This window comes from Kribbella sp. NPDC050281 (assembly GCF_040655855.1).
Taxonomy (GTDB): domain Bacteria; phylum Actinomycetota; class Actinomycetes; order Propionibacteriales; family Kribbellaceae; genus Kribbella.
Window position 1 is genome coordinate 77,650 of the sequence record NZ_JBFAKS010000025.1, and the last position, 16,285, is coordinate 93,934.

Genomic DNA, 16,285 nt, shown 5'->3' on the forward strand with positions numbered 1-16,285 from the left:
ACTTTAGATTACGACGCACGGTACGGGACGCTTCCAGCCAAAGTCCACGCGCCTCGCCGCACACTCCCGTGATGTGATCCCTCACCGCTTTTCCCCTTTGGTGACAGGGAGATCGGGTGCCGAGACGTCGTACACCTTCGCCTTGCGCTTCATCAGTACGCTGAGTACTTCCGCTTTGCGCTCGCTGTCATCGGAGCTGCCCCACACGACCTTCACCCCGGAGCCGAGGTTGAGGGTGATCGAGTCCGGCGACTCCGCCGAGATCGACCCGACCTGGGCCCGCAACGTGTCCGGCAGGGCCGCCGAAACCGTCACCAGCGAACGGATCGTGACGTCGCGCCGGGAGCCGGTGACCTTGGCCTCCGGCAGCCCGGCCGGCCGGTTCGGCACGGTCTTGAACGTCGTACCGGTCGCGTCGACCAACTCGAACCGCGACCCGTCGGTGACGACCACCACCGCGACCCGTTCCGTGACGACGATCACGACCTTGTTCGGCCAGGCGCGGGTCACCTGCGCGTCCGCCACCGCCGGAATGGTCCGGACCCGGTCGGCGATCGAGCGCAGATCGACCTTCGCCAGCGGCGTCCCGACCGGTGCCTCGGCGACGTTCTGAATCGTTGCCACCGGCACCGTGTCCGCACCGCTCACCCGGACGCCGTCGACTGCGAAGGCGGACGAGTAGTAGAACAACCAGACGATCACGCCGGCCACGACGACCAGTGCGCCGCCGATGGCCCACGGCAGCCAACTCCGCCACCGCACGAGCCGTTGCCGGCGCGCGAACCGCTGCTGTGCCCGAGCCAGATCAGCGCTCTGGCTCATTCAACAAACCCCACGCAATTACTCCACCACAGGGGCAAGGGCTTCCGCGGCAGACTCGCGGGCGGCGGCGCGTTCGGCCAGCAGACCAACGACCTCCGGCCCGATCAGGGTCACGTCGCCGGCGCCCAGGGTGACCACCAGGTCGCCGGGCTCGGCCAGGTCGGCGACCAGCTGAGGTACGGCGGACCAGGACGGCTCGAAGCGGACCTGCTCCGGCTTCAACGGCACGTGGTTCGCGATCAGGGCACCGGTGACACCAGGCTCCGGGTCCTCACGGGCGGCGAACACGTCCATCACGACGACCTCGTCGGCCAGCGCGAGCGCGTCCGAGAACTCGGTGGCGAAGATCCTGGTCCGGCTGAACAGGTGCGGCTGGAAGCACGCGACCACGCGGCCCTCCCCCGCGACCTGTCGGGCCGCGGTCAGGTCGACGGCCAGCTCGGTCGGGTGATGAGCGTACGAGTCGAACACCCGTACGCCGTCCTCGAGCCCCTTGAACTCGAACCGCCGCCCGGTGCCGGTGAACGACGCCAACCCCTCGGCGAGGTCGGCCGCGGAGAACCCGAGGCCCAGGCCGACCGTCAGCGCGGCCGACGCGTTCAGCGCGTTGTGCTTGCCCGCCTGCTGCAACTGCACCATCGGCAGCTTGCGGCCGCGGTACACCGGCACGAACGACTGCGTCGCCCCGGTGGCGGTGATCTCGGTGACGCGCAGGTCCGCGTCCTCCGACTCGCCGTACGTGCGGACGTCGATCCCCTGCTCCTGCGCGTACGCCGCCAGCCGGCGCGCACCCGCGTCGTCGTGGCAGATCACCATGAAGCCGCCGGCCAGCACGCGACCGCAGAACTCCTCGAAGGCCTTCCGGTAGCTGGCCTCGTCGCCATAGTTGTCCAGGTGGTCCGGCTCGACCGACGTGACGATCGACACCTCGGGCGTGTACGTCAGGAACGACTTGTCCGACTCGTCCGCCTCGGCGACGAACAGGTCACCGCTGCCGTCGTGGGCGTTCGAGCCCGACTCGTTCAGGTTGCCGCCGATCGCGTACGACGGATCCGCTCCGCAGTGCTGCAACGCGACGGTCAGCATCGAGGTCGTGGTCGTCTTGCCGTGTGTGCCGGCGATCGCCAGCGTCCGGCGACCGACCATCACCGAGGCGAGCGCGGCGGCCCGCGGCAGGATCTGGATCCCGGCGGCCCGTGCCGCGACCACCTCGGGGTTGGTCTCGCGGATCGCGGTCGACACCACCACGGTGTCCACGGCCGCGACGTGCTCGGCGGCGTGGCCGACCCAGCAGGTGGCGCCGAGCGCGCGCAGCGCGGCCAGCACCTTGCTGTCCTTGGCGTCGGAGCCGGACACCTCGATGCCGCGGGACGCCATGATCCGGGCGATCCCGGACATACCGGCGCCGCCGATACCGACGAAGTGCACCCTGCCCAGCTTCTCCGCGGGCAGCGTTGTGTCAGGAGCGGTGACGATCACGAAGCAGACCCCACCACATCCAGGATGATCCGCGCCAATCGCTCGTCGGCATCCGTACGGATCACGCCGGTCGCTGCTGTGGACATGGCTGTCAGACGCTCACGGTCGTGCAGAAGTTGCGGCACGTTGGCCCGGACCCAGTCCGTCGTCATCTCCGCGTTGTCGATCAGCACACCTCCACCCACGTCCACCACCGGCTTCGCGTTCAATCGCTGCTCACCGTTACCGATCGGCAGCGGAACGTAGATCGCGGGCAGGCCGACACCGGACACCTCGGTGACCGTGTTCGCACCCGAGCGGCCGACGACCAGGTCGGCCGCGGCGTACGCGAGGTCCATCCGGTCGACGTAGTTGAGCACGACGTACGGGTAGCGACCGGTCTGCGGGACCTCGAGGGTGTTCTTCGGGCCGATCGCGTGCAGCACCTGAATCCCGGCTGCCTGCAGGTCCGCGGCGGCGCCGGAGACGGCCTGGTTGATCTGCTGCGCGCCCTGCGAGCCACCGGTCACGAACAGCGTCGGCGCGTCCGGGTCCAGTCCGAAGAACTGACGAGCCTCGGCGCGCAGCGCGGCCCGGTTCAGCGTGGAGATCGCTCGCCGGATCGGCAGGCCGACGTACTCCGCGTGCGGAAGGTCCGTGCCCGGGAAGGATGTCTTCACGTGCCGCGTGCAGTAGCGGGCGGCGAACTTGTTCGCGATCCCGGGCATCGCGTTGCCCTCGTGGACGACGATCGGCGTCTTCCGCCGCCACGCCGCGACGTACGCGGGTGTGGAGACGTAGCCGCCGAATCCGACCAGGACGTCGGCCTTCGCCTCGTCGAGCGCCCTGCGGGCCGCGCCGACCGAGGCGAGCATCTTCCCGGGGACGGCGAGCAGGGCGGGCGTGGGCTTGCGCGGCAGCGGCACCGGCGGGATCAACTCGAGCCGGTAGCCGGCCTCGGGAATCACGCGGGTCTCCAGGCCACGCTCGGTGCCGAGGGCGAGGATCTCGACCGTCGGGTCGATGCGGCGCAGTGCGTCGGCGGTGGCGATCAGGGGTGAGGTGTGGCCGGCGGATCCTCCACCGGCCAGGACGATGCTGGGCACAGCTTTCAACGCTCCCGCGTGTTCTCGTTAGGGCGTACGCCGCGAAGGCAGCCATCCGAACCGCGACCGCCTGGTCTCCTTCAAGGCGGCCTGCGCGCCGGGTTCGGCCTTCGCGAAGGACAGCAGCATGCCGATCGCGATCAGCGTCGGCAGCAGTGCGGAACCACCGTACGACAAAAGCGGGAGCGGAATCCCCACGATGGGTAGCAGTCCGATCACGGCACCCAGGTTGACCAGGGTCTGCGCCATGATCCAGACGGTGATCCCGGCCGCCGCATAGCGGACGAACGGCTGGGTGTTCCGAGTCGCGATCCGCACTCCGGCATAGGCCAGGGTGAGGAACAGGGCGAGCACGGTGAGCGACCCGAACAGGCCGAGCTCCTCACCGATCACGGAGAAGATGAAGTCGGTGTGCGCCTCCGGCAGATTGCCCCACTTCTGCCGGCTGTTGCCGATTCCGACACCCCACCAGCCGCCGGTCGAGAGCGCGTAGAACGAGTGGTACGCCTGCCAGCCGACACCGGACGGGTCGGTGAACGGATCCAGGAACGACGAGACGCGGTCCATCCGGTGCTTCGCGGTGATGACGAAGTACGACGCGATCGTGCCGACCACCGTGATGGTCGCGATGAACAACCTGGTCGGCGCGCCGACCACCCAGATCATGCCGATCATCACGGCCATCAGCACCAGGGCCGTACCCAGGTCGTGCTGTCCGACGACCAGTGCGATCACCAGACCGCAGACCGGCACCATCGGGACCAGCAGATGCTTCCACTGGGTGAGCAACTTCTCCTTGCGCGCGTACAGGTCCGCGCACCACATCACCAGCGCCAGCTTGGCGAACTCACTCGGCTGGATCTGCAGGGGTCCACCGAGGTTCAGCCAGTTCGTGTTGCCCTTCACCCCGACACCGAGGCCGGGCACGTAGGTCAGCACCAGCAGGAACACCGAACCGAGCAGCGCGACGTACGCGAGCATGCGGAAGTGCCGAGGCGTCATCCGGGACGCGACATACGCCATCGGCAGGCCGACGCCGACCCAGATCAACTGGCGGACGAAGATCGTGTAGCTGTTCCCGTTCGCACGCAGCGACAGGACGCTGGACGCCGACAGGACCATCAGCAGCCCGAGCACCAGCAGCAGGCCGGTCGCACCGAGCAGGATGTGGTACGACGTCAGGGGCCGGTCGAGCACCTCGCGGATGGCGGCAATCCACGGCCGCTCGTCCTGCGCTTTCTTGGGCTGATCCGCGATCGACGTCACGCGATCACTCCCAGGTCAACTGCTGCACGGCTTCGGCGAAGGCGTCGCCACGGGCTCCGTAGTTGGCGAACATGTCCCAGGATGCGCAGCCAGGCGCGAGCAGCACGGTGTCACCCACCTGTGCCAGCTTCGCCGCCTCCCCCACCACGATCTGCATGGCTCCAGTGTCCGTTGCCTCGACAGTGATTACCGGGACATCCGGTGCGTGTCGGGCAAGTGCTTCGGCGATTACCTGCTTGTCCTGGCCGAGCAGCACGACCCCCCGCAGCCGTTCCCTTGCCGCGAGCACCAGTTCGTCGAACGTCGCGCCCTTGGCCTGACCGCCGGCGATCCAGACCACGTGCTCGTACGCCAGCAGCGACGCCTGCGCCGCGTGCGGGTTGGTCGCCTTCGAGTCGTCGACATAGTTGACCCCGGCAACTTCCGCCACATGCGCGATCCGATGCTTGTCCGGGGTGAACCCGCGCAGCCCGTCCCTCACCGCCGTCGCGGGTACGCCGAACGCCCGGGCGAGCGCCGCCGCGGCCAACGCGTTCGCCACGTTGTGCGGTGCCGCCGGCGTGATGTCGTCGAGCTTCGCCAGCTCCAGCGCGGAGGTCTCGCGCTGCTCGACGAAGGCGCGGTCGACCAGCAGATCCTCGACCAGGCCGACCATCGACAGTCCCGGCGTACCGAGGGTGAAGCCGATCGCGCGGCAGCCCTCGATCACCTCGGCGTCGACGACCAGTTGCTCGGTGGCCGGGTCGGCGACGTTGTAGACGCACGCGATCTGGCAGTTCTCGTAGATCCGGCCCTTGTCCTTCGCATAGGCCTCCATCGACCCGTGCCAGTCGACGTGATCGGGCGCGAGGTTCAGTACGGCGGCCGAGTGCGCGGACATCGAGTGGGTGAAGTGCAACTGGTAGCTGGACAGCTCCACCGCGATCACGTCGTACGGCTCGGGGTCCATCACGACTTCCAGCAGCGGCAGCCCGACGTTGCCCGCGGCAACGGCACGGTGGCCGGCCGCGGTCAGCATGGCGGTCAGCATCTGCACGGTCGTGGTCTTGCCATTGGTCCCGGTGATGCACAGCCACGGCGCGGCATTCGCCGGGTCCCGCAGCCGCCAGGCCAGTTCGATCTCGCTCCAGATCGGCACCTCGCGCTCGTCGGCCTGCGCGAGCAGCGGCGCGTACGGCGGGACGCCGGGCGACGTCACCACGATGTCGACATCCTTCGGGAGTTCCGCCGTACTGCCCGGGCCGAGGGTGATGGCGGCGCCGAGGGTCTCGAGGATCTGCGCCTTCTCGCGCAGTGCCTCGTTGTCCCGATCGTCCAGCACCGTGACGTGCTCGGCGCCGGCCTGCAGTAGTGAGTCGGCGCACGCGTAGCCCGCCGTACCGAAGCCGAGCACAACGAACCGGGTCGTCGCCCAACCGTCGGAGGTGCGTGTTTCGAGACTCATCCGGCGACCCATTCCGCGTAGAACAGCCCGAGACCGATCACGACACACAGGCCCTGGATGATCCAGAACCGGATCACCACATTGACCTGTTCCCACCCGAGCATCTCGAAGTGGTGGTGCAGCGGCGCCATCCGGAACAATCGCTTGCCCCCGGTCAGCTTGAAGTAGCCGACCTGGAGGATCACCGAGGCGGTGACGATGACGAACAGCCCGCCGAGCAGCAGCACCAGCAGTTCGGTCCGGGTCATCACCGCGAACCCGGCCAGCGCACCACCCAGCGACAGCGAGCCCGTGTCGCCCATGAAGATCTTCGCCGGCGACGCGTTCCACCACAGGAAGCCGAACAGCGCGCCGGTCAGAGCGGCGGCCACCACGGCCAGGTCGTGTGGATCGCGGACCTCGTAGCACTTGGCGGTCGGGAACGACGCGCAGCTCTGGTTGAACTGCCAGATGCAGATCAGGGTGTACGCACCGAACACCATCATCGACGCGCCGGTGGCCAGACCGTCCAGGCCGTCGACCAGGTTGACGCCGTTCGACATGCCGGCGATCAGCAGCAGGATCCAGATCACCACCAGGATCCCGGCCAGGTGCAGCCAGTTGATGTCGCGGATGAACGAGATGAACGGCGAGGCCGGACGCTGGCCGCGCTCGTCGGGGAACTGCAGCGCGAGGACGGCGAAGGAGACCGCGACCACCGTCTGGCCGGCCAGTTTCGCCTTGCTGCGCAGGCCCAGGCTGCGTTGGCGGACGATCTTGATGAAGTCGTCCAGGAAGCCCACCGCGCCCATGCCGGCGAACAGGAACAGCACCAGGAGCGCAGAGGCGGTCGGCGCGCTCCCGTGGCCGCTGATCATCGTGAACAGCTTCGCCGCGAAGTACCCGACGATGGTGGCGACGATGAAGACGGTGCCGCCCATGGTCGGCGTACCGCGCTTGGTGTGGTGCGAGGTCGGGCCGTCGTCGCGGATCTCCTGGCCGTAGCCACGCCGCGACAGCAGCGTGATCGCCCAGCGGGTGCCGAGCAGCGTCAGCACCATCGACACGGCGCCGGCGAACAGGATCGAGATCACTGCGCGCCCTCCAGCAAAGCATCGGCGAGGCTGCGCAACTTCGCCGCCTTCGAGGACTTCACCAGTACGACGTCACCCGGACGCAGCTCGGACCGCAGCATCTCCAGCGCCTCCGGGATGGTGTCGACGAACGCCGACTCGTTGCCCCAGGAACCTTCGAGCGACGCACCGAGGTGGATCGGCTTCGCACCCTCCCCGACCACGACGAGCCGGTTGACGTCGAGCCGGACCACGAGCCGTCCGATCGCGTCGTGCTCGTCGGTGGAGGTGTCGCCGAGTTCGCGCATCTCGCCCAGCACCGCCCACGTTCGCGCACCGCGCGAGCGGCCGATCGCGACCAGCGCCTTCAGTGCCGCGCGCATCGAGTCCGGGTTGGCGTTGAAGGCGTCGTTGATGATCGTGACACCGTCCGCCCGCTCGACCAGCTCCATCCGCGCCGCCGACACGCGGCCTGCGGAGTTGAGCCCGGCCACAATCTGTTCGGGGGTGAGGCCGACTGCCGAGGCGACAGCCGCCGCGGCCAGCGCATTCGACACGTGGTGCTCGCCGATGAGTTGCAACTGCACTTCGCCGGCGAAGTCGCCGAGGTGCACGGTGAACGCGGGGCGTCCCTCGGCGTCGAGCTTGACGCCCTCCGCGCGGATGTCCGCCTCCGGCGCCTCGCCGAAGGTCAGCACTCGTGCCTTTGTCCGGCTCCGCATCGCCGCGACCCGATGGTCGTCGGCGTTGAGGATCGCCGTACCACCGGGGACGACGGCCTCGATCACCTCACCCTTGCCGAGCGCGATGTTGTCCTGGGAGCCGAACTCGCCGATATGTGACGTCCCGACGTTCAGCACCAGTCCGACCCGCGGCGGCGTGATCCCGCACAGGTAGGTGAGATCGCCGATGTGCCGCGCGCCCATCTCGGCGACCAGGTACTTCGTGCTCTCGGTCGCCTGCAGCGCGGTGAGCGGGTGACCGATCTCGTTGTTGAACGAGTTCTCCGGCGACACCGTCTCGCCGTACGGGCGGATCAGCTGCGCGATCAGGTCCTTGGTGCTGGTCTTGCCGGACGAGCCGGTCAGGGCGATCACCACGAGCTCGGGCAGCCGGCTGACCACGAGCCGGGCCAGATCGCCGAGCGCCTTCTGGGTGTCGGCGACGACGATGCAGGGTGCACCGTCGATCGGCCGGGTCGTGAGTGACGCCGTGACGCCGGCCTCGGACGCCGTACCGACGAAGTCGTGCCCGTCGACCCGCTCACCGGGCAGGGCGACGAACAGCCCGCCGGGCGCGGCTGCTCGCGAATCGATCACCACCGCACCGTCGACGACGGCCGACGGGTCCACACCCACCAGCTCGCCGTGGACCGCCTCGGCGATCTCACCGCACCTGACTCCGATCACCGCTCAGCCTCCAGCAACTCACGCACGGTTTGGCGGTCGTCGAACGGGTGGATCACACCGCCGACGTCCTGGCCTGTCTCATGGCCCTTGCCCAGTACGACGACGGTGTCGCCGGGTCCGGCCAGCTCGATCGCGGTCGCGATGGCCCGCCTCCGGTCACCGATCTCGTGCAGGTCGACGCCCGGGACCGCCTGCCGGGCACCCTCGAGCGCAGCGGCCCGGATCGCCGCCGGGTCCTCGCTGCGCGGATTGTCGTCGGTGACGATGACGACGTCCGATGCCCGCGCGGCCGCGGCGCCCATCTGCGGGCGCTTGCCCGCGTCGCGGTCGCCGCCGCAGCCCACGATCGCGAACAGCCGGCCTTTCGTCGCGCCGCGCGCCGCCTTCAGCGCGAGCTCGACCGCGTCCGGCGTATGCGCGTAGTCCACGATCACCGCGAGGCCGTCCTCACGGGTGAACGCCTCCATCCGCCCCGGCACGGTCGCGGTCCGCAGTCCGGCCGCGATCGCCTCCGCCGGTACGTCGACCTGCCGCAGCATCGCGGTCGCCAGCAGCGCGTTGGCCACGTTGAAGTCACCAGGCAGCGCGATCTCGACGGTCAGCGTCTCCCCCGGCCCCTGGATGTCGAGAACGGTCGTGCCGTGCTCGGACTGGTGCCGGCTCGCGACGGTCCAGTCGGCCTCGCCGGTCGTGGACACAGTCACCAACGGTACGACGGTCTGCGCGGCCAGCCGGCGTCCGTACTCGTCGTCGATGGTCACCACCGCCACATCACACCGCTCCGGGGTGAACAGTGAGGCCTTCGCGGCGAAGTACTCCTCGAACGTGTTGTGGAAGTCCAGGTGGTCCTGGGTGAGATTGGTGAACCCGGCCACCGCGAACCGCGCGCCATCCACGCGGCCCATCGCCAGTGCGTGGCTCGACACCTCCATCGAGCACCACGCCACAGCGTGCTCCCGCATGACGGCGAACAGCGCCTGCAGATCGGTCGCCTCCGGAGTGGTCCGGACGCTCTTCACCACCTCGTCGCCGATCCGCGTCTCGATCGTCCCGATCAACGCCGCCTGCCCGAGCCGACGCAGTACGGCGTCCAGCAGGAAGCAGGTCGTGGTCTTGCCGTTCGTGCCGGTGATACCGATCAGGCGCAGCTCACTGGTCGGCTCGCCGTAGATCCGGGCAGCGACCGCGCCGAGCACGTCCCGCGGCTTGTCGACCACCAGCACCGGCAGACCGGTCGCGTTCGCCCGCTCCTCACCGGTGGGATCGGTCAGCACGGCGACCGCTCCGGACTGCTGTGCCTTCGCCACGAAGGCCGCACCGTGCGTGATCGCACCCGGCAGAGCGGCGTACAGATCACCAGGAAGGACGGAGCGCGAGTCGAGCGAGACACCGGTGATGTCGGCCGACGCTGCCGGGGTCCGCGCGTGGGCGACCCTGGCGACCTCGGCGAGGTCGACCGGCACGATGTGCCGTGGCCTGATCGCTGCGACGGCGCCGCCTGCGGCGGAAGGGTTGGACACGGGCCCAGAGGCTACCGCTCCGGGCACCGTGAGTCCTACCTGACCCTGCGTCACCAGGTGATGGGAACGTCGGGCTGCTTCGCCCCCGTCGGTGGGACGACGTACTTCTGCAGCGCGTAGCTCATCACGTCTCGGAACACCGGTCCTCCCTGGAAGCCACCACCCCGCGCACCCACGGGGTCGTGCAGTACGACGTACGTCACGAACCGTGGGTTGTCGGCTGGGGCGAATCCGGCGAAAGAAGTCGCCCACTTGCGGTAGCACCCGCAGGCCGAGTCGACTTCCTGGGCGGTTCCGGTCTTGCCGGCCACCAGGTAGCCGTCGATCGCCGCCTGCGGTGCGGTGCCCTTCTTCGCGGTCACCGCCTCCATCATCGTGGCGACCTCCTTGGCGGCCTTCTCGCTCACCACCCGACGCGGCGGGGCGGTCTGGTTCGGTGTGGTGGTGCCGTTCGCGTCGACGTAGTTGCGGACCAGCTTCGGCGGCACGTAGACGCCCCCGTTCGCGACCGCGTTCACCGCGGCGGTCATCTGCACCGCGTTCGCCGACAGGCCCTGGCCGAACGCGACGTTCGACCGGGTCAGCTCGCTCCACTCGTCACCCGGCGGCATCAGGCCCTTGCTCTCGCCCGGGTAGTTCAGCCCGGTCGGCGCGCCGAAACCGAAGTCGTGCAGGTACTTCACGAACTGCGGGATCCGCATCTGCTGTGAGGCCATGATCGTGCCGACGTTCGACGACTTCGCGACCACCCCGGCGATCGTGAGGTTCAGCGTGCCGTGGTCCCAGTGGTCCTTGATCGTGCGCCGCTGCACCTCGATGCTGCCCGGGACCCGGAGCTTGGTGTTCAGGTCGATCAGGCCGGCGTCGGCGAGAGCGGCCATGGTGACCACCTTCTGCACACTGCCCGGCTCGTAGGTCCGCTCCAGCGCAGGGTTCGTCAACTGGCTCGGCGAGGTGATGCTCTTGTTCGGGTCGAAGCTCGGGTAGTTGGCCATCGCCAGGATCTCGCCGGACTTCACGTCCATCGTGACCACGGTGCCGGCGCTGGCCTTGTACTGCTTCACCGTCTGCTCGATCCGCTTCTCGGCGAACCACTGCAGGTCGGCGTCCAGGGTGAGCTGTACGCCGACGCCGGGCTTCGGCTCCTCGACCGTGTGGTTCGCGTTCGGGATCTTGTTGCCCTTGGTGTCGACCTCGTACATCGCCTTGCCGTCCTGACCGGACAGCTTGTCGTTCAGCCCGTACTCGAGTCCGGACAGCCCCTTGCCGTCGCCGCCGACCACGCCGACCACGTTCGCGGCGATGGTGCCGTTGGGGTGGCTGCGGACCGGGTCGTCCTCGGTGTAGAGGCCGGCCAGCAGCGGGGCCTTCTGGTCCTGCGGTTTGGCCTTGTTCTGCTCGTTGATGCCGGCGTTGCCCTGCTTCATCGCGGCCTGGATCTCGTTCCAGGTCTGCGGGGCGACCTGGCGGGCGAGACGGACGTACCGGCCCTTCCCGGTCATCGCGGTGACGAGCTTGTCGTACGTCGTACCGGACAGCTTGGGCGCCATGATCGCGGCCAGCTGCGTCGCGACCGGGCCGGTCTGGGTCGGGTCCGCGGTGATCGCGACCGCGTCCTCGGAGACCGAGAACGGGACGCCGTTGCGGTCGACGATCGCGCCGCGGGAGGCGTACAGGGGGAACGGCTTGGTGTTCTCCCGGCTGGCCGCCTGGGCATAGCTGTCCGGGTCCACGCCCTGCAGCAGCACCAGCCGCCCGGCGAACAGCGACAGCACGAACGCCATCACCCCGAACGTCACCCGCAGCCGCAACGTCGGCCGCCCCAACTTCAAAGTCCGCGGCGGCCGCTTGACCTTCCGCTTCCTGGGCCGAGGAGCCGGCCGATTCTGCGGAGGCCTCTTCTTCCCTCCCGACTTCTTGACAGCAGCCTTCTTGGCCGGCGCCTTCTTGACCGGCCTCTTCCGCGGGTCGGTGTCACCAGTCGTCCGGCGGGGTGTCGGGCGCGCGCCGTTCGAGCTCACCCGCTTCTTCGGCTGCGCCTTCTTCACAGGACGGCGCGGAGCGGGACTCGGTTGAGCGGCACTCTCCTGCTCCTCGCGGGCTTGGCGGAGGAGGCGGTCTCGGGTGGATTCGGGACGCTGTGGGGTGGAGCGATTGCTGTCGGTGACGGACGGACGGCGAGGCTGGGCCTTGCGGGGCGTGCCGCCCCGGCCCGGCTCGGTGCCACGCCTGCGTGGCGGCTCGCTGCCCCGTCGGTCCGTCATCCGATCATCCCCCGGTGGTCGTGGTGCCCTGCGCCCCTGTCGTCGTACCGGTGCGCGGGGAGTTCGTGGTGGCGGGCGGCTTGTTACCCGTGGCGGTTCCTGTCCGTGCGGTAGCCGTACCCGGCGTCACCGTCCCCGGCTTGACCGTCCCGGCCGGAGGCTTCACCGTGCCGGCCGGAGGCTTCACCGTCGCTGGCGGAGGCTTGGGCGTGACGACCGGCGGATTCGGCGTGACGGCCGGCTTCGGCGCCGCGCCGGGACCGAACATCGCCGCACCGGTCCCGGCCTTGCCCTCCTGCGGCACCCCGAGCACCCGCCCGTCGGACAGCCGCAGGAAGACCGGGTTCGGGTTCGGCACCATGCCCATCCTCAGCGCCCGGTCGGCCAGGTTCTGCGGCGACTCCAGCGTGCGGACCTGCTTCTCCAGCTGCTCCTGCTGGTCCCGCAGCTGATCGGCCTGCTTGTTCAGCTCGGTGACCTGGAAGGTCCCGCCCTGCAGCTCGGTGTTGAGCAGCAGCAGGCCGACCAGGCCGGCCGCCAGCAGCGACACCACGAAGATGACGAACGGCATCCGCGGTGGCCGGAACGGCGCACCGTAGACGACCCGCAGCTTCGGCTCCGACCGCTTGGCCGGCGCCGGCGTGACCCGTGCCTTGGACGGGCTGAAGACAGTACTCATCAGGCCACCAGCCCTTTCTCCCGGATTCGTTCGGCGGCTCGCACGCGAGCGGAGGCGGCCCGCGGGTTCGCCGCGACCTCCTCCTCGGTCGGCCGCTCGGCGCCGCGGGTCAGCAACTTCAGGTACGGCTCGTGCCCGGCCGGAATGACCGGCAGGTCGTCAGGTACGTCGCTCTTCGTGGCGGCAGCGAACGTCTGCTTGGTGATCCGGTCCTCGAGGGACTGGTAGCTCATCACCACGATCCGCCCGTGCAGCGCCAGCGCCGCGAGCGCAGCCGGCAACGCCCGCCGGAGTACCTCGAGCTCGCCGTTCACCTCGATCCGCAGCGCCTGGAACGTCCGCTTCGCCGGGTGCCCGCCGGTACGCCGGGCAGCCTGCGGGATCGCGTTCCGCACCAGCTCGGACAGTCGCGCGCTGGTGGTGAACGGCTCGGTCTCGCGCTCCCGCACGATCCGGTCCGCGATCCGCCGGGCGAACTTCTCCTCGCCGTACTGGAACAGGATCCGGGCCAGGTCGGCCGCGCTGTAGGTGTTCACGATGTCGGCGGCGGTGGTCGGGCCGGTGCTGTCCATCCGCATGTCCAGCGGCGCGTCCTGCGCGTAGGCGAACCCGCGGTCGGCCTCGTCCAGCTGCATCGACGAGACGCCCAGGTCGAACAGGATCCCGTCGATCGCCGGTACGCCGAGGTCCGCGAGCGCCCGCGGGAGTTGGTCGTACACCGCGTGCACGAGGGTGATCCGCTCCTCGTACGGCGCCAGCCGGTCACCGGCGAGGCGCAACGCCGCGGGGTCGCGGTCGAAGCCGATCAGCTGGACGTCGGGGAAGCTGCGCAGGAACGCCTCGGAATGACCACCGAGGCCGAGGGTCGCGTCGACGAGGACCGCGCCGGGGTGCGCGAGCGCCGGCGCCAGCAGCGCGACCACGCGCTCCAGCATCACCGGCACATGCCGCTCCGCAGCGTTCATCCTCGACCCTTCCCGTCGCCGCGGGAGCGACCCTGCCCCCGCAGGTTCTGTACTGCTGTGCTGCCCGTCAGGCCTGCCGTCCGGGCCGGCCTTCCGGTTGGTCGCCGCTCCGGATGTCGCGGATCCGGTCCGGCGGTTCGCCGTCGTACGTGTCCTGCGGTGGGGCGGGGTGGAGGGTGTCGCTGTGGCGCGGTGCTTCGAGTGACACCGTCCGGTCAGATCGCGGGTACGCCTTCCGGGGAAGTACCTCGTCGGTCTTGGCGCCGGGGAAGTGGCGCCAAGGGCTTGAGGTCGGAAGTCGGACCCGTGATCTCACCGGACGGTCGGTGTGCTCTCGGTCCTGCTCGCCCACTGTTCAGCTAGAAGATCCCTGGCAATACCTCTTCGGAGAGGTCCGCGAAGGCCTGCTCCTGCTCTTGCGAGTACCTGTTCCAGTTCTCGGTGTTCCAGATCTCCACCCTGTTCATCGCCCCGATGACGACGCAGTCGCGATCCAGTCCCGCGTAATCGCGCAGCATCGGCGGGATGGTGACCCGGCCCTGCTTGTCCGGCACCTCGTTCGAGGCTCCGGCAAACAGCATCCGCAGATAGTCCCGCGCACCCTTGTTGGTGATCGGCGCCTGCTTCAGCTGCTCTGTCAGTTGGATGAACTCGCGCTCGGGCCACACGGACAGCGACCGCTCCTGTCCACGCGTGATCACCAGGCCGTCGGCCAGTTCGTCGCGGAACTTCGCCGGCAGGAACAACCGTCCCTTGTCGTCGAGCTTGGGGAAGTGCGTTCCGAGGAACACGCTCCACCTCCCCGTTGCGGACTCTCCGTCTCAGGCGAGCTGTATCCACCACTTCGGTTCCACTGCGCTCCACCTTACTCCACTTTCCACCACCGTCAACCAACTTCCGCCCGTTTCCCCCCACCCGCGCCGCGAATCCCACCCGGCGTTCCCGCGTGTCGCTGCCCGGTCAGGCGCCTGCCTCTCCTCCGCTTCGCTCCACCGGCCCATCCACTCCCCTCCACCGGCCTTCTCCACCTCGCTCCACCCGGTCATCCGCCACTTCGCTCCACTCGGTGCTCATGCCACTCCGCTCCGCATCGGGATGAACCATTCGGCGCCCAGAGCCGTCGTAACCCCCGGCAGTTTGTTTTCGCCGCCCGTACGCTTGGAGGGACGACTTTCCGACCCAGCCGGTGAGGGCCTGTGCCGATGAACACCGAAACGCCAGGTAACGAAACTTCCGATGCTCTAGGCCCGGCCCCTACAGCGGGTGAGAATGTGTCGGCCGTCAACGAATGGGGAGGACTCAGGGTGAGCAGTACCGCGACCAGCTCGGCACTGGCAGGAGCCGGGGACTTCGACGAACTGGCCGAGGTGGCGGGACGAGTCCGCCGGGCCATCGAGCAGGTGATCGAGGGCAAACCCGACGTGGTCGAGGTCGCCGTCACGGTCCTGCTGGCCGAAGGCCACCTTCTGATCGAGGACGTACCGGGCGTCGGCAAGACGATGCTGGCCAAGGCGCTGGCCCGGTCGATCGACTGCACCGTGCGCCGGATCCAGTTCACCCCGGACCTGCTGCCGTCGGACATCACCGGCGTCTCGGTCTTCAACCAGGAGATCCGCGACTTCGAGTTCAAGCCCGGCGCGGTGTTCGCGAACATCGTGGTCGGCGACGAGATCAACCGTGCCTCGCCGAAGACCCAGGCCGCGCTGCTGGAGTCGATGGAGGAGCGCCAGGTCACCGTCGACACCACGACGTACCAGCTCGAGGCGCCGTTCATGGTCATCGCGACCCAGAACCCGATCGAGATGGAAGGCACCTACCCACTCCCCGAGGCGCAGCGCGACCGTTTCATGGCCCGCGTCTCGATGGGGTACCCGGAGCCGGCCGCCGAGCTGCGGATGCTCGACGGTCACGCCGCCGACGACCCGCTGAAGAGCCTGCAACCGGTCACGGACGGCCAGCAGATCCTGCGGCTGGTGAAGACGGTGCAGTCGGTGCACGTGTCCGAGGGCGTCAAGGAGTACGCCGTCGCCCTGGTCGGCGCGACCCGTCGGTCGCAGGAGCTCCGGCTGGGTGCGAGCCCCCGGTCCACCCTGCACCTGATCCGGGCGGCCCGCGCGGCGGCGGCGCTCGACTCCCGGGAGTTCGTGCTCCCGGACGATGTTCAAGAGCTCGCGGTGCCCGTGCTGGCGCACCGTGTTCTTCCTGCGGCTGAGGCGCATCTCGGTGGGCGCGGTGCAGCCGACATCATCTCCGGGCTGGTGTCCACAGTGGCACTCCCCCGCACTCGTCGGGACTGAGAC

The 16,285-nt window shown here is 69.1% G+C and carries 13 protein-coding genes; 1 reads left to right on the plus strand and 12 read right to left on the minus strand.

The window, feature by feature from the left end; genetic code table 11:
• Positions 1–81: 81 nt before the first annotated feature.
• The 12 genes from AB0I34_RS25785 to mraZ all read right to left on the minus strand — a co-directional run bounded on the left by AB0I34_RS25785 (position 82) and on the right by mraZ (position 14,776).
• Positions 82–822 (minus strand): FtsQ-type POTRA domain-containing protein, encoded by a 741-nt coding sequence (locus tag AB0I34_RS25785; protein ID WP_360449471.1) that lies wholly within the window; start codon positions 820–822, stop codon positions 82–84.
• 18 nt (positions 823–840) lie between these two features.
• A complete protein-coding gene (murC, locus tag AB0I34_RS25790) occupies positions 841–2,301 on the minus strand; it encodes a UDP-N-acetylmuramate--L-alanine ligase (protein ID WP_360449474.1) in 1,461 nt (486 codons plus the stop codon).
• Positions 2,298–3,386, minus strand: a complete 1,089-nt coding sequence (gene murG, locus AB0I34_RS25795) for an undecaprenyldiphospho-muramoylpentapeptide beta-N-acetylglucosaminyltransferase (RefSeq protein WP_360449476.1) — start codon at positions 3,384–3,386, stop codon at positions 2,298–2,300. The genes murC and murG overlap by 4 nt, the downstream gene beginning before the upstream one ends.
• A gap of 27 nt (positions 3,387–3,413) precedes the next feature.
• Positions 3,414–4,652 (minus strand): putative lipid II flippase FtsW, encoded by a 1,239-nt coding sequence (ftsW, locus tag AB0I34_RS25800; protein WP_360449478.1) that lies wholly within the window; start codon positions 4,650–4,652, stop codon positions 3,414–3,416.
• 4 nt (positions 4,653–4,656) lie between these two features.
• Positions 4,657–6,096, minus strand: coding sequence for a UDP-N-acetylmuramoyl-L-alanine--D-glutamate ligase (gene murD / locus AB0I34_RS25805; protein ID WP_360449481.1), 1,440 nt, complete (start codon positions 6,094–6,096; stop codon positions 4,657–4,659).
• Positions 6,093–7,169 (minus strand): phospho-N-acetylmuramoyl-pentapeptide-transferase, encoded by a 1,077-nt coding sequence (gene mraY, locus AB0I34_RS25810; RefSeq protein WP_360449483.1) that lies wholly within the window; start codon positions 7,167–7,169, stop codon positions 6,093–6,095. Before mraY ends, murD begins: the two co-directional genes overlap by 4 nt.
• On the minus strand, positions 7,166–8,557 hold the full coding sequence (murF, locus tag AB0I34_RS25815) for a UDP-N-acetylmuramoyl-tripeptide--D-alanyl-D-alanine ligase (protein ID WP_360449485.1): 1,392 nt from the start codon (positions 8,555–8,557) through the stop codon (positions 7,166–7,168). Before murF ends, mraY begins: the two co-directional genes overlap by 4 nt.
• The gene (locus AB0I34_RS25820) at positions 8,554–10,077 is read right to left on the minus strand and encodes a UDP-N-acetylmuramoyl-L-alanyl-D-glutamate--2,6-diaminopimelate ligase (RefSeq protein WP_360449487.1); all 1,524 of its coding nucleotides are present in this window, start codon (positions 10,075–10,077) and stop codon (positions 8,554–8,556) included. Before AB0I34_RS25820 ends, murF begins: the two co-directional genes overlap by 4 nt.
• 50 nt (positions 10,078–10,127) lie before the next feature.
• A complete protein-coding gene (locus AB0I34_RS25825) occupies positions 10,128–12,341 on the minus strand; it encodes a penicillin-binding transpeptidase domain-containing protein (RefSeq protein WP_360449489.1) in 2,214 nt (737 codons plus the stop codon).
• Positions 12,342–12,345: 4 nt separating this feature from the next.
• Positions 12,346–13,020, minus strand: coding sequence for a hypothetical protein (locus AB0I34_RS25830; RefSeq protein WP_360449490.1), 675 nt, complete (start codon positions 13,018–13,020; stop codon positions 12,346–12,348).
• Positions 13,020–13,985 (minus strand): 16S rRNA (cytosine(1402)-N(4))-methyltransferase RsmH, encoded by a 966-nt coding sequence (gene rsmH, locus AB0I34_RS25835; protein WP_360449492.1) that lies wholly within the window; start codon positions 13,983–13,985, stop codon positions 13,020–13,022. The genes AB0I34_RS25830 and rsmH overlap by 1 nt, the downstream gene beginning before the upstream one ends.
• Before the next feature lie 359 nt (positions 13,986–14,344).
• Positions 14,345–14,776: a division/cell wall cluster transcriptional repressor MraZ gene (gene mraZ, locus AB0I34_RS25840; protein ID WP_131514606.1), complete on the minus strand. Its 432-nt coding sequence runs from the start codon at positions 14,774–14,776 to the stop codon at positions 14,345–14,347.
• A 513-nt stretch (positions 14,777–15,289) separates the two neighbouring features.
• Between mraZ and AB0I34_RS25845 the strand changes: the two genes are divergently transcribed.
• On the plus strand, positions 15,290–16,282 hold the full coding sequence (locus AB0I34_RS25845; protein ID WP_238163086.1) for a MoxR family ATPase: 993 nt from the start codon (positions 15,290–15,292) through the stop codon (positions 16,280–16,282).
• The last annotated feature ends 3 nt before the right edge of the window (positions 16,283–16,285 follow it).

Bases quoted from the DNA above. Each gene is read 5' to 3' on its own strand.
- rsmH (WP_360449492.1), bottom strand. From the start codon at position 13,985: ATGAACGCTGCGGAGCGGCATGTGCCGGTGATGCTGGAGCGCGTGGTC.
- AB0I34_RS25785 (WP_360449471.1), bottom strand. From the start codon at position 822: ATGAGCCAGAGCGCTGATCTGGCTCGGGCACAGCAGCGGTTCGCGCGC.
- AB0I34_RS25830 (WP_360449490.1), bottom strand. From the start codon at position 13,020: ATGAGTACTGTCTTCAGCCCGTCCAAGGCACGGGTCACGCCGGCGCCG.
- murD (WP_360449481.1), bottom strand. From the start codon at position 6,096: ATGAGTCTCGAAACACGCACCTCCGACGGTTGGGCGACGACCCGGTTC.
- AB0I34_RS25825 (WP_360449489.1), bottom strand. From the start codon at position 12,341: ATGACGGACCGACGGGGCAGCGAGCCGCCACGCAGGCGTGGCACCGAG.